Genomic DNA, 14,163 nt, shown 5'->3' on the forward strand with positions numbered 1-14,163 from the left:
GGCGTTACCCAGATCGCCAGCGCCGCCGAGGAACTGTCGGCCGTGACCGAGCAGACCAGCGCCGGGGTCAACAACCAGAAAGTGGAAACCGACCAGGTGGCCACGGCCATGCACGAAATGACGGCCACGGTGCAGGAAGTGGCGCGCAACGCAGAACAGGCCTCCATGGCGGCCACCGATGCCGACGGCCAGGCGCGCGAAGGTGACAAGGTCGTGAGCCAGGCCATCAACCACATCGAGCGGCTGGCCAGCGAGGTCAAGCGTTCCACCGAGGCCATGGGCCACCTGCAGCAGGAAAGTGACAAGATCGGCAAGGTCATGGACGTGATCAAGGCCGTGGCCGAGCAGACCAACCTGCTGGCGCTCAACGCGGCCATCGAAGCGGCGCGTGCCGGTGAAGCCGGTCGTGGTTTTGCCGTGGTGGCGGACGAAGTGCGTGGCCTGGCGCAACGCACGCAGAAGTCCACCGAGGAAATCGAAGGGCTGGTGGCCGGCCTGCAAAGCGGTACGCAGCAGGTGGCCAACGTGATGCTCAGCAGCCGTGAGCTGACCGACAGCAGCGTGGCGCTGACCCGCCAGGCCGGCGTGTCACTGGAGAACATCACCCGCACGGTGTCGAACATCCAGCTGATGAACCAGCAGATCGCAGCGGCGGCCGAGCAGCAAAGCTCGGTGGCCGAAGAGATCAGCCGCAGCATCATCAACGTGCGTGACGTGTCGGAACAGACCGCCGCGGCCAGCGAAGAAACGGCCGCGTCGAGCGTGGAATTGGCGCGCCTGGGCAACCAGTTGCAGATGATGGTCAGCCACTTCCGCGTCTGACCTTCCAACCATAGGTCTCAATAGGGGATCTATATCTTCTGTGGGAGCGGGCTCTGCCCGCGAAAAGCACACCGCATGGTTTCAGGAATATCGCGGTGTGCCCTTCGCGGGCAGAGCCCGCTCCCACAGAAGCGTCGAGCTATTGGACCCTCTTCAAAGTGCGTTCATCGTAGTAGAGCGCATTCTTGTCCGTGCCCTGCTTGAAGAAGTACCCGTAGTCCTCCAGGTACCACACCGTATCCACCCGTTTCAACGGGTCGCCATCTCCGCTGCAGCGCAGTTCCTTTGCCTGCCCGCTGAGGCTGGCATTGATCTGCGCCGCCGACGCTTCGCTTTCTACCCTGCACTTGACCACCTGGCGGCTCTCGCCCAGGTCACCCATCATCGAGTTCTTGCGCTTGCCCTGAGTGGTGTAGGTCAATTCCGTGCCCACGGGCATCTGCTGCCAGTCACCGGTAAAGGTCAGGTTGGTCAGCATCGACTCTTCGGTCATCACCGTCTTGCCAAAGAACCGCGTTTTCTGCGCCAGCGACACCAACCCGCGAAAGCTCACCTCGTTGCCTTCATAGGTATCGGCACGCAGGCGAATGCCTAACTGACCGCTGGCCTTGTCGACTTCGAAGAAACGCTCTTCGCGTATCGGCAGGTTGCTCTTCGACGTGTTCGCGGTGCCGGTTTCCAGGGTCTGCTTGAAGCGCTTGGCGGGCGGAGCCAGGTTCAGGTGCTTGAGGGCCGTCATCGGCACCGCGCCTACCGCGGGCAACGGCGTATCGATCGGGGCCTTGCTGCGCGCGGTATAGGCTGGCAACTGGGCCAGCGCCTCGGGCTTGCCGCAGACACTGGCGAACAGGGTTTGATACTCCGGCACGCTGCGGCTGACCGGCTGGGGTTGCGGGTCGTTGAACAGCTTGCCGTCGGTTACCCGGTTGCGCTCGTCCACGTCGTAGCCCATCAGCAGGCGAAAGGTTTGCTTGGAGCAATCCACGGCGTAGTGCTCGCGCTTTTGCGCGCTGGGCGCATGGTAGGGCCGGCCCAGGGTCACGGTGGGTTCATCCAGTGCGGCCCAGAAGCGAACCTCGCTGCCGTCGGCCTTGATGCTGTTGCGGTCCAGCAGCACCCAGAACACATCGTTGCCGCCCTTCACCACCCGCCACTCGGGCGCCGCCGTGGCCTGGCAGGCGGCCTTGAACGCGGCGTTGTCCTTGAGGGTGTGGACCAGCTCGTCGGGCACATTGCGTGGCGGCATATAGGTGCCGTTGGTGCTGCCGAAATACACACGCTTTTCGCCCTGCAAGTAGGCAATGCTGGCCTCATGGCTGGCACAGGAGGCCTCGATCTGCGCGGCGAATGGGTAGGGTTGCTGCTCGGTCACCGGCGGCACGGCCAGGTAGCTGAGGGTGTCGCCGTTGCGCATCACCGACTCGGGCACCGGCGGCAGGGCCAGGGTGTCGCTGAGCATTTGTTCCGCATCGCTGGGCACGTGGGGCTTGGCCGGCTCAGGCGCCGGGGCATGCTGGGCGCAACCGGCCACAAGGGCGATGAGCAGCGCTAGGGGCAAACGTTGCATAGAGGTCCTTCATCAGGGCGTTCGGTCCGACAAGCATAGCCATTTGCGCTGGGGCAACTCGCTTTTGTGGGAGCGGGCTCCCACACAAGAAAGTTGCTCACAGAAAAAACCCGGCTATCCCCAAAGGGGCCGCCCCGTCAGCGGGCGGTGCGCAACTGGCGTTCGCTGTAGTAGTGGTCGTTCTTGTCGGTACCCGACTGGTAGAAGTAACCGTAGTCTTCCAGGTAGTACAGGGTATCGACACTTTGGCGCTTGTCGCTGTTCACGGTGCAGCGCATCAGTTTGGCCTGGCCGCTCAAGTGCGAATTGACCTGGCTGGCGCTGACCTGGCTCTTGATCGTGCACTGCACGGTGGCATGGTTGAGCACCGCGCCGGCGTTGCCGCTGACCGCGCTGGTGTCCAGCGCAACGCCGACGCTGCCGCCTACCGGCAGGGTGCGCCAGTCGCCCTGGAACTGCGCGTCAATCACCGCCGAGCTTTCGAACACCGTATCCAGGCCATGGAAAGTGGTCTTGCTGGCCAGCGAGAACAGGCCACGGAAGGAGATCTCGCTGCTGTCGTAGCTGTCACTGCTGGAGCGCACCGCCAACTGGCCGGTAGCCGTATCGTGCTGGATAAAGGTGTCCACGTTCAACGGCACCGGGCCATTCGGGCCGTTGGCCGTACCGGTCTCGGCCAAGTAGGTCAGTGGCTTGCGTGGCGCCGGCAGGCCCAGCGTGTGGATGGCCGCCAAGGGCAACGCCATCACGCCCGGGAAAGGCCCGGCCAAGGGGGCTTTCAAGCGTGGGCTGAAGGGCGGCAACTTATCCACGGCCTGCGGGCTGCCGCACAGGGCCTTGTAGGTGGCGCGGTTGTCGGTGTCGCGGGCCATCTGCTGCGCCTCAGGCACAAAGTGCACGATGCCGTCGGTCACGCGGTTGCGCTCGTCCACGTCAAAACCGGACAGCACTTTGAAGGTCTGCTGCTTGCAGTCCACCGCCACGTATTCACGCTTCTGCGCCATGGGCGCGTAGTAGGGCAGGTCGAAGGTTGTGACCGGCTCGTCCCAGGCGGTCCAGAAGCGCAGGCTGTCGCCTTGGGGCTTGATGCTGGCGCGGTCGACCAAGGTCTGCTGGCCGTTGGCGGCGGTGTGCACCACGCGCCAGTCAGGCGTCGGGGTGCTGTTGCAGGCCTCAATGAAATCGGGGTTCTTGAGCAGGGCTTCGGCCACGTCCTTGCGCATGCGCACGCCCGGCATGTACAGGCCGTCCTGGCTCTTGACGTAGGAACGCTTGCCGCCGTCGAAGTACATCAGCTGCGCCGAGGGCTCCACGCAGGAGGCCTGGATCTGCATCATGATGTCCTGACGCAGGGTATCGTCCTTGGCGCGAATCACCATGAAGCTGAGCTGGTCGCCGTTGCGGAACACGCTGTTGCTCAACGGCGTGCGCTTGACCATGTCGAACATCAGTTGGTTGGCCTTGTCTACCGGGGCCGGCACCTTGAGGGTGGGCTGGGCCTTGGCCACGGGAGCCGTTGGCGCCGGGGTGGCCGCAGGCTGGTGGGCGCAGGCGGCGGTGGCTGCAATGGCTAGGGCAAGGGCAACGCGTTTCATGGGCATTCCTGATAGACCGACGGGCTTGGCACCGTCACCGCTGCCTGGCGGCAGCGGTGACAAGGTTGCGCGCAAAAGGGGCCATCTTAACGCTAGTCAGGCCCCACATTCATGAACTTCATTTGATCAGCAGCCCTACCCCTCGGCCCCGTGGGTCGGACGCAGTCTCGACCTTGCGGCCGTCCACCTTGATGGCCTGGATGTCACCCATTTCCCAGCCCTGGTCTTCCAGGGTGTAGCCCATGGCCTTGAGCTCGTCGGCCGGCTGCCCGGTCAGCGGTGCGAAGCTGTCGAAGTAGAGGGTGTCCTTGGGCAGCAACTGGTGATGCACGCGCTGGGCCGCGACGGCCTTGGCCAACGGCAGGTGATAGTCGTACACGTTGTTGAGCACCTGGAAGATCGAGGTGAAGATCCGCGAGCCGCCCGGCGTGCCTACCACCATCGTCACCCGGCCGTCACGGGTGACGATGGTGGGGCTCATTGACGACAGCATGCGCTTGCCCGGCTCGATGGCGTTGGCGTCGCCACCCACCACGCCAAAGGCATTGGCGACGCCGGGCTTGGAACTGAAATCGTCCATCTCGTCGTTGAGCAGGAAGCCTGCGCCCTTCACGACCACGCCGCTGCCGTAGTCCCAGTTCAGGGTGTAGGTGTTGCTCACCGCGTTGCCATCGTGGTCGATGATGGAGAAGTGCGTGGTCTGGTGCGCCTCAAGGCCGGGGTGCACATTCTCGGTAGCGGAAATAGCCGTGGGGTTGACCTCGTCGGCACGTTTGAGCAGGTAGGCCGGTGCAATCAGCTTATTGACCGGCACATCGTTGAAGTCCGGGTCACCCAAGTAGTTGGCGCGGTCGGCGAACACGCGCTTTTCGATTTCCGCCAGCAGATGGATGTAGCGTGCGCAATTGAGCGGCACGTCCTTGAAGTCAGCCTTGCGAATGTCCTTGATGCCCAGCAGTTGCGCCAGGGCGATGCCGCCGGAGCTGGGCAACGGCGCGGTGTAGATCAGGTTGCCGCGCCAGTCGATGTGCAGCGGCCGGCGCCAGCTGACCTTGTAGTCGTGCAGGTCCTGCTTGGTGATCAGGCCCTTGTCGGCCTGCATCTGGGCCACCAGCAAGTCGGCGGTCTTGCCCTCGTAGAAGTCCTTGGCGCCCTGGTCGGCAATGCGCTCCAGGGTGTGCGCCAGCTCTGGCTGGCGGAAGGTCTGGCCGGGCTTCATGGTGCCAAAATAGTCGTTGAAGTTGGTCTGGCCATTGAACAGTTTCAGCGCGTCCTGGCGGTACTGGAACTGCTTGTCGGCGACGGTAAAACCTTCCCTGGCATAGCCGATGGCCGGGGTCAGCAGCTCGGCCCAGGGCAGTTTGCCGAAGCGCTTGTGGGCTTCCCACAGCCCCAGCACGGTGCCGGGCACGCCACTGGCGCGGGCGCCCACCAGGCTGAGGTTTTCGATGACCTGGCCCTTGTCGTCCAGGTACATGTTGCGGCTCGCCGCCTTGGGCGCGGTTTCGCGGTAGTCGAGGAAGTAGGCTTTGCCCTTCACGTACAGGGTCATGAAACCGCCACCGCCCAGGTTACCGGCTTCGGGGTAGGTCACCGCCAGGGTGAAGGCCGTGGCCACGGCGGCGTCCACCGCGTTGCCGCCTTTCTTGAGAATCTGCGCCGCCACCTTGGCGCCATATTGATCGGGCGCTGCTACGGCGCCGGCTTCCAGCAACGCGGCATAAGAGGAGGAACTGGCGACAATGGCCGCGCTCAGGGCAAGGGTCTTGAACAACACAATACGCATCGGGTGTCCTTACTGTTGTTTTGGATTGCAGGCAACAGTTAGGCCCAGGTGGGCTGAGCTTTCAACCCCGACACGGGAAATCCCTTGGGGCTCCTTGCCTCGCTGGAGATCTGCAGTGCAGGTGAGGGCCAGCGCAGCCTGGCGGCCGCGGCTACAGCATTTAGCTATCTGCTTGGGCGTAGCACGCCAGTTTTTCCTGCATGAAGTCCAGGAAACACTGGATGCGCAGCGCCAGTTGCGAGTTGCGGTAATACACCGCGTTGATCAACTGTCGGTAGCCACTGTTGGCCTGGGCCAGCAACGGCACCAGGCGGCCCTGGGCAATGTCGTGGTGGGTCATGAAGTCTGACAGGCAGACAATCCCTTCCCCGGCCAGAGCCAGTTGGCGCAAGGTTTCGCCACTGGACGCGCACAGCCGCGGGATGACCTGCAAGCGGTCGCCCTCGGCGTGGCGCAGCGGCCACTGGTTGAGGTGTTCGGGTTGAGTGAAGCCCAGCAGGCAGTGTTGCCCCAGGTCCTCCACCCGTTCCGGCGTGCCGTGGCGGCGCAGGTATTCGGGGCTGGCCAGGATGTTCAACGGGCTGCGGCCCAACAGGCGCGCATGCAAGGTAGAGTCGGCCAGCACGCCGATGCGGATGGCAATGTCGGTGCTCTGCTCCAGCAGGTCGATCAGCAGGTCGTCGGTGTTGAGTTCCAGGACGATGTCCGGGTAGCGCTCACGGAATTCGCCGATGTAGGGGACGATGGCGTGCAGCATGAACGGCGAGGCCGCATTGACACGCAGGCGCCCGGCCGGGGTTTGCTGACGCAACGCCAGGCGCTCTTCCAGTTCATCCATCTGCTGCAGGATCTGCTTGGCCCGCTCGAAGAAATACCGGCCTTCCTCGGTCAGGTCCATGCGCCGGGTGGTGCGGTTGATCAGCGTGGTATCAAGCTTGGCTTCCAGCCGCGACAGCGTGCGGCTGATGGCCGATGGAGTTTGCCCCACCTGTTCGGCCGCCGCTGAAATGGAACCGCACTCGATGACCGAGATGAATACCTGGAGTTCGTCTGATCTGGCTTTCAACCTGGGTTTCCCTGTAAGGCTTGCCGGCACATCGGCTTGCACAATGGACACCCACTTTACCTCACAGCGAGAAGCCCAACACCTGAGCCAGGTGAGCCTTGTAGTGCTCCACGTGCTCTTCGATATTGGGGCGCTTCATCACGTCGGTCGCCAGGAAGGTCGGCAGGCCAGTCATACCCAGGAACTGGTTGGCCTTGTGAAACGGGAAATACACGGCGTCCACGCCCTTGGCTTCGAAGAAGTCGCTGGGGTCGTCGAATGCCTGTTGCGGGGCGTTCCAGGTCAGCGACAGCATGTACTGCTTGCCGTGGATCAAGCCGCCGCTGCCGTACTTCTGCGAGGCATCGGAGCGGGTGCGACCGTCGCTGGCGTACAGGCTGCCATGGCCTTCGGTGAACACGTCGTCGACGTACTTCTTCACCGTCCAGGGCGCGCCCATCCACCAGCCGGGCATTTGATAGATGATCACGTCGGCCCAAAGGAATTTCTGCACTTCCTCGGCCGTGTCGTAGCCGCCGTCGATGAAGGTGGTTTTCACGTCGAAACCGGCATGGTCCAGCAATGCAACGGCCGCGTCGTGCAGGGTGGCGTTGTAACGGCCGTCGGAGTGGGCGAATTGCTTGCCGCCGTTGAGCAGGAGAATCTTTTTCATGGGGGAAGCCTCGGTCAATGAATGAGGCGCACTTTACCGGGGTGTCGCACGGTGAATAAGCGGCGGCGGGGCAAAATACATTTGCCTGAAAGTCACGAGTACGCGCGGATTATTGCCTTTAGAATCCTGGCATCCCAACTGGAGGCTTTCCCATGCACGAGCAATACGGTTTCATCCTCAAGGCCAAGACCCAACCGCACATGGCCGATGCGTTCCGCAGCCTGTTCCTGGGTTACGTGGAGGCCAGCCGCAGCGAGCCTGGCTGCATTGAATACCACATGCTGCGCGACCTGAACGACCCCACCCTGTTCGTGTTCTACGAAATCTGGGCGTCGAAAACCGACCTGGATGTGCATTCGGGGTTGCCGCACATGGCGGCGTTCTTTGAGCAGCGCATGGAATACCTGGAGGCTGATTTCGACATTCAGCGGGTGCAGATGCTGAGCCCTGCCAGTGCCGGGCGCGCCTGATCGTCATCCTCTGGCCGAAAAACTCCAGCGTTCACACCCGCCAGCGCAGCCCGGCGGCAGCGGCGAAACCCACCCTGTAACCGCTGCCGCAGGCTGCGCTGGCCATCCGTTTCACTGCAAAACTCAAATGCATGGGGTAATCAGCCATTGATGAGCAGGTGCGCGCCCAACATTGCCAGGCCAATAAAGAACACCCGCTTGAACAGCGCCGCGCTGATGCGCTGGCGCAACCATTGCCCCACCTGCATACCGATCAGCGCGGGCAGCAGCATTACCAGCGACGCCCCCAGCTCGCCGCTGCCCAGCTCGCCGTGCCACAGCAGTCCGGCGGCCAACGCCAGGGTCGAGACGCTGAATGACAGGCCCAGCGCCTGCACCAACTCGTCTCGGCTAAGCCCCAGGGCTTGCAGGTAAGGCACCGCCGGAATCACGAACACCCCAGTAGCTGCGGTGATAATCCCGGTGGCGATGCCGCACACCGGACCCAGCCAGCGTTCATGCCGGGCCGCCACCCTCAGCACCGGCAGGAACAGGCCGCACATCGCATACGCCACCAGGGCACCGCCCAGCGCCCGCGCCACCCACTGGCCGCCATCCATGCCCAGCCACAGGCTGCCGATGCCCGTGCCGATGAAAATGGCCAGCAGCATGGGCCACAGCCGCACGATCAAGCCGCGCAAATGGCCGCCCAGCAGCAATTGCCACAGGTTGGTAAAGGTGGACGGCACAATCAGCAACGCCGCTGCATGTGCGGGCGCCATAGCCAGCCCCAGCAAGCCCATGGACACGGTGGGCAGCCCCAAGCCGATCACGCCCTTCACCGTGCCAGCCAGCAAGAAGGTCGCCAACACCAGCAGCGACAAGCCCCAGCCCATTTCCTGATACAGCGAGAGTAGTGTGTTCATGGCGCCATGCTGCACCCAGGCCCCGCGGTTGAAAATCTGCCATATACTGAGCCAGCCTCTTGCTCTGATTGAGGCTGGAACCTGCCATGCATTTCGACCTGATCGACCTTCGGCTGTTTTTGCACACCCTGGACAGCGGCAACATGACCGCCGGCGCCCAGCGCAGCCACCTGTCATTGGCCGCCGCAAGCGCGCGTATCCGGGCCATGGAGGCGTCGCTGGGCATCGCCCTGTTCGAGCGTAACCGCCGTGGCGTTCAGCCTACCGCTGCCGGCCAGGCTCTGGGCGAGCACAGCCGACGGGTGTTGCAGCAGGTAGAACACCTGCAATTCGACCTGGCGCAATACGCGCAAGGCATTCAGGGCCAGGTGCGCCTGCTGTGCAACACCGCCGCCCTCACCGAATACCTGCCGGAATTGCTCGGCGACTTCCTGCAACGCCACCCTGGTGTGGACGTGGACGTCGAGGAAATGCCCAGCCTGCGTATCCTCCAGGCCCTGCGCCAAGGCGCGGCGCCGCTAGGCATCATTTCCGACGCCGTGGCCACCGATGGCTTGCAGGCCCGCGCGTTTCGCGACGACCCCCTGGTGCTGATCATGCCCGTCAACCACCCGCTGGCGCGCCAGGCCACGGTCACCTTTGCCGACAGCCTGGCCTACGGTCACGTGGCGCTGGCGGTAAACAACGCCCTCGGCATTCTGGTGGAAGAGCAGGCGCTGCACAGCGGCCGGCGCATGCAGGTGCGGGTGCGCGCGGAGGGTTTTGACGGCGCGGTGCGCATGGTGGCCCGTGGTGCGGGGGTGGCCGTGGTGCCGCTGGCTGCGGTCAAGCGTTGCCAGGGCCAGCTTGAGTTTGCCAGTCGCCCACTGCACGAGCCCTGGGCGGCGCGGCGCCTTTTACTGTGTTCGGCAGACTTCAGCACCCTGCCCGGCCATGCCCAGGCATTGCTGGCCAGCCTGGCACCCGACAAATTGTTACTTGATACGACTCGGTAATCCGGTACCTTTTGCCCATCACTGGCCGGAAACTTCCCCATGCTCAAGCCCCTCAGCCTGTTGCGACGCCGCTTCACCTCCATCCGCTGGCGCACGCGCATCACCCTGTGGGTAGCGGCGACGGTCGCAGGGCTGCTGGTGGTGATGTTCGCCCGGCTGGCCGACATGGCCCTGGGGCTGTTCGCCACCCAGACCGCCGCACGGCCCTGGCTGCCCTTTGTCTACACGCCGCTGGTGGGCATGCTGGTGGTGTGGTTGACCACGCGTTTCTTCCCCGGCAGCCAGGGCAGCGGCATCCCCCAGGTGATTGCTGCCACGCGCCTGGCGAGCCAGGGCAAGCCGGTTAACCGCCTGGTGTCGTTGCGCATCGCGGCGGCCAAAATCGGCCTCGGGACCCTGTCCCTGACCGGCGGTTTCAGCGCCGGGCGCGAGGGGCCGTCGGTGCAGGTGGCGGCCTCGATCATGCATTTCTTCCATCGTTTCCTGCCCAACGCCCGGGTTATTCGCGCCAATGACCTGATTCTGGCCGGTGGCGCCGCGGGTATCGCCGCCGCCTTCAACACCCCCCTGGCGGGCGTCGCCTTCGCCGTGGAGGAACTTGGCCGCAAGCTGGAAACCCGTACCAGCGGCGTGTTGCTGAGCACCATCATTCTGTCGGGTATGGTCGCCATCGCCCTGCAGGGTAACTACAACTATTTCGGCCACTTCAATGTGCAGGGCGTCACCCTCGATATCATTGTCCCGGCACTGGCCGCCGGCATTGGCTGTGGCGTGCTGGGCGGGTTATTCAGCCGCATGCTGCTGTGGCCCCAGCGCCATGCGCACCTGCCACTGTGGCAATGGCGGCGCCGGCACCCGGTGTGGTTCGCGGGCATTTGCGGCCTGCTGGTGGCGGTACTGGGCTGGCTGAGCGGCGGCATGTCCTACGGCAGTGGTTACGTGGTGACCACGCAGATCATCACCCATGACATGGGCATTCCCTGGCACGCGCCCATCACCCGCTTCCTGGCCACGGTGGTGACTTACTTCAGCGGTATTCCGGGTGGCATCTTCGCGCCCTCCCTGGCTGTGGGCGCAGCCCTTGGGGCGAATGTGGCGGCCGTGTTCCACCTGGCGCCGCAGCCGATCATTGCCTTGTGCATGGTCGGTTTCCTGGCCGCCGTGACGCAATCGCCCATTACCTCGGCGATCATTGTCATGGAGATGATCGACAGCCACGGCCTGGTGATCAGCCTGATGGGCGTGGCCCTGATTGCCAAGGCGGTCAGCTCGCGCCTCGGGCCGGAGCTGTACCAGCAATTGGCCTTGGGCTTTCGCCCGGCGCCGGACGTCGTGGAGCCGGAGCGCAAACAGACACCTTGATGTCGACCTCAGGCATTCACGCCCGGCGCCCGGGCGTCAACATGCGGGCTCCTGAAATATCTGCCGGAGCCCCTCATGTCCAAGCCTCTTGTTGTACTGCGCGACACCCATCCCCTGCCCGTGCTGGACGCCTGCAAATGGGAGAAGCTGGAAGGCGACCCGCACACCGTCAACCTCAATGCCTACACCAGCGAAGACGGTAGCAAGATCATGGGCACTTGGATCTGCACGCCGGGCAAGTGGCGCGTGGATTACGTGAAGTGGGAATACTGCCATTTCCAGGAAGGCTACTGCGTGATCACCCCGGACGGCATGGAACCGGTGCACCTGCGGGCGGGCGATATCTTCATTGTCGAGCCGGGGATGAAAGGCACCTGGGAAGTAGTGGAAACCGTGCGCAAGTATTTCGTCTTCGCCTAAAGCCGGCACAGCTACCCCGCAGCTGCCGCCAGGCTTCATTCAACGTCATTCAGGCTTGCGGTACCCCTTCACAATCGCCGAGAAGTCCAGCCCGCCCTCCCCGCGCAAGCTCATGGCCTGGTACAACTGCTGTGCCACGGCACCGAGAATCACCGGCTGGTGCGCCTGGCGCGCCGCCTCGGTGGCCAGGCCCAGGTCCTTGAGCATCAAGTCGGCGCCAAACCCACCAGTGTAGCCGCGCGCCGCTGGCGCGGTGTCGATGATGCCCGGCCAGGGGTTGTAGGTGTCCGAGCTCCAGCAACGCCCCGTGGAGCTGTTGATGATGCCGGCCAGCACGCCGGTGTCGATGCCCAGTGCGCTGCCCAGGGCCATGGCCTCGGACACGCCGATCATGGATATCCCCAGCAGCAGGTTATTGCAGATCTTGGCGATCTGCCCCGTGCCCACCTCACCGCAATGAACAATGTTGCGCCCCATTTGCGCCAGCACCGGGTGCAAGCTATCGAACAAGGCCGGCGTGGCGCCAACCATGAACGTCAGGGTGCCCGCCGCTGCCCCGCCAGTGCCGCCGGACACCGGCGCATCGCCAAGGTCCACGCCCTGCTTCGCCGCCGTAACTGAGATATCGCGGGCGGTCTGCGGGTCGATGGTGCTGCAATCCACCGCCGGTGTACCGGGGCGAATCCCGGCCAGCACACCGTCCTCGTTCAGGTAAACGCTGCGCACATGGGCGGCGGCCGGCAACATGGTAATCACCAGATCACCAGCCTGGGCAGCCTCGCGCGGCGATGCACTGACGGTGCCGCCCAGCGCGGCAAGCTCCGCCAGCACTGCCTTGTTCAAGTCAAACAGGTACAGATGGTGCCCGGCCTTTAGCAGGTTGCGCGCCATGGGCGCGCCCATGTTGCCCAGGCCAATGAATGCAATGTTCATGACTGGCCTCCTAGCGCAGGTTGATGGTGGTGTTGACGCCGTCGTTGACGCTGTCGTCATCGAACCAGCGCGCCGTCACGGTCTTGGTCTGGGTGTAGAACTGCACCACCTGTTTGCCGTAGGGGCCCAAATCGCCGAGCTTGGAGCCGCGCGAGCCGGTAAAGCTGAAGAACGGCACGGGCACCGGGATGGGAATATTGATACCCACCTGGCCCACGTCGATTTCGCTCTGGAACTTGCGCGCCGCCGCGCCGCTCTGGGTGAACAGGCCAGTGCCGTTGCCAAAGGGGTTGCGGTTGACCAGGGCAATGGCCTCGTCGAGGGTGTCCACGGTCAGTACCACCAGCACCGGGCCAAAGATTTCCTGGGTGTAGATCTGCATGTCGGTGGTGACCCCGGAGAACAGCGTAGGGCCCACGAAGTTGCCCTCCTCAAAGCCTGGCACCTTGACGTCGCGGCCATCCAGGTCGAGGGTGGCGCCCTCCTTTACCCCGCTCTCGATCAGGCTCAGCACGCGTTGCTTGGCCTGACGGGAAATCAGCGGCCCGACGTCGGTGCCCGGCTCGCTGCCGGCGTTCACCTTAAGCTTCTGCGCCAGCGACTTGAGCTCCGGCACCCATTGTTTCGCCGCACCCACCAGCACTGCCACCGAGGTGGCCATGCAGCGCTGGCCGGCGGCCCCGAAGGCGGCACCTACCAGGGCGTTGAGGGTTTGCTCACGATTGGCATCGGGCAGCACCACCGCGTGGTTCTTGGCCCCCATCATCGCCTGCACGCGTTTGCCGTGCTGGCCGGCGAGGTTATACACATGGGTGCCAACCGCCGTGGACCCCACGAAGGAGATGGCCTTGATGTCGGCATGGGTGCACAGCGCGTCAACCACCTCCTTGCCACCTTGCACCACGTTGAGCACGCCCTTGGGCACCCCGGCTTCCAGCGCCAGCTCCACCAGTTGCACGGTGGACAGCGGGTCCTGTTCGGACGGCTTGAGCACAAAGGTATTGCCGCAGACGATGGCCATGGGGAACATCCACAGCGGGATCATGGCCGGGAAGTTGAACGGCGTGATGCCGGCACACACGCCGATGGGCTGGCGCAGGGTGTAGGTGTCCACGCCCCCGGCGACGTTCTCGACGAACTCGCCCATTTGCAGGCTGCCGATGGAGCAGGCGTGCTCCACCACTTCCAGGCCACGGAAAATGTCGCCCTCGGCATCGGCTATGGTCTTGCCCTGCTCGGTGCTGAGGGTCTGGGCGATGCGTTTAGAGTGTTCGCGAATCAACGCCTGAAACTTGAGCATGATGCGCATGCGGGCCCCCACCGGCGTGTTGCGCCAGCTCACATACGCCTTCTGGGCGGCGGCCACGGCCGCGTCGACCTCCGTCTGGGTGGCAAAGGGCACCCGTGCCAGCACCTGCTGGGTGGCCGGGTTGACGATGTCGCGCCATTCGCTGGCCTGGGATTCAACCCATTCGCCATCGATCAGCAGTTTGACCGTGTGGATACCGGCAGTAACCGAAACGTTCATCAAGACCTCCGCGTAATTGTTCTTGTGCATGGCGTGATGGCTCTGCCTTGGAGTATAGATGT

General features: G+C 63.9%; 13 protein-coding genes. 5 read left to right on the plus strand and 8 right to left on the minus strand.

Features of this window, described 5'->3' with window-relative positions; all coding sequences use genetic code 11:
• The first annotated feature begins 117 nt into the window (after positions 1-117).
• Complete coding sequence (locus PMM47T1_RS30990) at positions 118-822, plus strand: methyl-accepting chemotaxis protein (RefSeq protein ID WP_443216107.1); 705 nt, start codon at positions 118-120, stop codon at positions 820-822.
• A gap of 139 nt (positions 823-961) precedes the next feature.
• Here PMM47T1_RS30990 and PMM47T1_RS23095 read toward each other — a convergent pair whose 3' ends face one another.
• From PMM47T1_RS23095 to PMM47T1_RS23115, 5 genes are all read right to left on the minus strand, one after another.
• The gene (locus tag PMM47T1_RS23095; RefSeq protein WP_008373623.1) at positions 962-2,389 is read right to left on the minus strand and encodes a hypothetical protein; all 1,428 of its coding nucleotides are present in this window, start codon (positions 2,387-2,389) and stop codon (positions 962-964) included.
• 137 nt (positions 2,390-2,526) lie between these two features.
• Positions 2,527-3,984: a hypothetical protein gene (locus PMM47T1_RS23100; RefSeq protein WP_008373626.1), complete on the minus strand. Its 1,458-nt coding sequence runs from the start codon at positions 3,982-3,984 to the stop codon at positions 2,527-2,529.
• Positions 3,985-4,102: 118 nt separating this feature from the next.
• Positions 4,103-5,770, minus strand: a complete 1,668-nt coding sequence (gene ggt / locus PMM47T1_RS23105; protein WP_008373628.1) for a gamma-glutamyltransferase — start codon at positions 5,768-5,770, stop codon at positions 4,103-4,105.
• Positions 5,771-5,930: 160 nt separating this feature from the next.
• Entirely contained in the window at positions 5,931-6,836 is a 906-nt protein-coding gene (locus PMM47T1_RS23110; protein ID WP_008373631.1) for a LysR family transcriptional regulator, read from the minus strand.
• Positions 6,837-6,897: 61 nt separating this feature from the next.
• Complete coding sequence (locus PMM47T1_RS23115) at positions 6,898-7,488, minus strand: NAD(P)H-dependent oxidoreductase (protein ID WP_008373633.1); 591 nt, start codon at positions 7,486-7,488, stop codon at positions 6,898-6,900.
• Between the two features lie 152 nt (positions 7,489-7,640).
• Here PMM47T1_RS23115 and PMM47T1_RS23120 point away from each other — a divergent pair, with 152 nt between their 5' ends.
• Positions 7,641-7,958, plus strand: coding sequence for a putative quinol monooxygenase (locus PMM47T1_RS23120; RefSeq protein WP_008373635.1), 318 nt, complete (start codon positions 7,641-7,643; stop codon positions 7,956-7,958).
• A 140-nt stretch (positions 7,959-8,098) separates the two neighbouring features.
• Here PMM47T1_RS23120 and PMM47T1_RS23125 read toward each other — a convergent pair whose 3' ends face one another.
• Positions 8,099-8,863 carry a sulfite exporter TauE/SafE family protein gene (locus PMM47T1_RS23125; RefSeq protein WP_008373637.1) on the minus strand — a complete coding sequence of 255 codons (765 nt, stop codon included), beginning with the start codon at positions 8,861-8,863 and terminating at the stop codon, positions 8,099-8,101.
• A gap of 86 nt (positions 8,864-8,949) precedes the next feature.
• On the opposite strand from PMM47T1_RS23125, the gene PMM47T1_RS23130 reads away from it, so the two are divergent.
• The 3 genes from PMM47T1_RS23130 (at position 8,950) to PMM47T1_RS23140 (ending at position 11,640) form a co-directional block, all read left to right on the plus strand.
• Positions 8,950-9,858, plus strand: coding sequence for a LysR family transcriptional regulator (locus tag PMM47T1_RS23130; RefSeq protein WP_008373639.1), 909 nt, complete (start codon positions 8,950-8,952; stop codon positions 9,856-9,858).
• A 39-nt stretch (positions 9,859-9,897) separates the two neighbouring features.
• The gene (locus PMM47T1_RS23135; RefSeq protein WP_008373641.1) at positions 9,898-11,220 is read left to right on the plus strand and encodes a chloride channel protein; all 1,323 of its coding nucleotides are present in this window, start codon (positions 9,898-9,900) and stop codon (positions 11,218-11,220) included.
• A 75-nt stretch (positions 11,221-11,295) separates the two neighbouring features.
• Complete coding sequence (locus PMM47T1_RS23140) at positions 11,296-11,640, plus strand: cupin domain-containing protein (RefSeq protein ID WP_008373643.1); 345 nt, start codon at positions 11,296-11,298, stop codon at positions 11,638-11,640.
• A 45-nt stretch (positions 11,641-11,685) separates the two neighbouring features.
• Here the strand turns inward: PMM47T1_RS23140 and mmsB are convergent, their stop codons facing one another.
• Together mmsB and PMM47T1_RS23150 are read right to left on the minus strand one after the other, a co-directional pair.
• Entirely contained in the window at positions 11,686-12,573 is an 888-nt protein-coding gene (mmsB, locus tag PMM47T1_RS23145; protein ID WP_008373646.1) for a 3-hydroxyisobutyrate dehydrogenase, read from the minus strand.
• A gap of 10 nt (positions 12,574-12,583) precedes the next feature.
• The gene (locus PMM47T1_RS23150; protein ID WP_008373648.1) at positions 12,584-14,101 is read right to left on the minus strand and encodes a CoA-acylating methylmalonate-semialdehyde dehydrogenase; all 1,518 of its coding nucleotides are present in this window, start codon (positions 14,099-14,101) and stop codon (positions 12,584-12,586) included.
• Positions 14,102-14,163 lie beyond the last annotated feature (62 nt).

It is taken from the genome of Pseudomonas sp. M47T1, assembly GCF_000263855.1.
Lineage (GTDB): Bacteria > Pseudomonadota > Gammaproteobacteria > Pseudomonadales > Pseudomonadaceae > Aquipseudomonas.

Coding starts and splice junctions, on each gene's coding strand:
- PMM47T1_RS23095 (WP_008373623.1), bottom strand. CDS start 2,389: ATGCAACGTTTGCCCCTAGCGCTGCTCATCGCCCTTGTGGCCGGTTGC.
- PMM47T1_RS23120 (WP_008373635.1), top strand. CDS start 7,641: ATGCACGAGCAATACGGTTTCATCCTCAAGGCCAAGACCCAACCGCAC.
- mmsB (WP_008373646.1), bottom strand. CDS start 12,573: ATGAACATTGCATTCATTGGCCTGGGCAACATGGGCGCGCCCATGGCG.
- PMM47T1_RS23135 (WP_008373641.1), top strand. CDS start 9,898: ATGCTCAAGCCCCTCAGCCTGTTGCGACGCCGCTTCACCTCCATCCGC.
- PMM47T1_RS23100 (WP_008373626.1), bottom strand. CDS start 3,984: ATGAAACGCGTTGCCCTTGCCCTAGCCATTGCAGCCACCGCCGCCTGC.
- ggt (WP_008373628.1), bottom strand. CDS start 5,770: ATGCGTATTGTGTTGTTCAAGACCCTTGCCCTGAGCGCGGCCATTGTC.
- PMM47T1_RS23150 (WP_008373648.1), bottom strand. CDS start 14,101: ATGAACGTTTCGGTTACTGCCGGTATCCACACGGTCAAACTGCTGATC.
- PMM47T1_RS23140 (WP_008373643.1), top strand. CDS start 11,296: ATGTCCAAGCCTCTTGTTGTACTGCGCGACACCCATCCCCTGCCCGTG.
- PMM47T1_RS23115 (WP_008373633.1), bottom strand. CDS start 7,488: ATGAAAAAGATTCTCCTGCTCAACGGCGGCAAGCAATTCGCCCACTCC.
- PMM47T1_RS23125 (WP_008373637.1), bottom strand. CDS start 8,863: ATGAACACACTACTCTCGCTGTATCAGGAAATGGGCTGGGGCTTGTCG.
- PMM47T1_RS30990 (WP_443216107.1), top strand. CDS start 118: ATGACGGCCACGGTGCAGGAAGTGGCGCGCAACGCAGAACAGGCCTCC.
- PMM47T1_RS23130 (WP_008373639.1), top strand. CDS start 8,950: ATGCATTTCGACCTGATCGACCTTCGGCTGTTTTTGCACACCCTGGAC.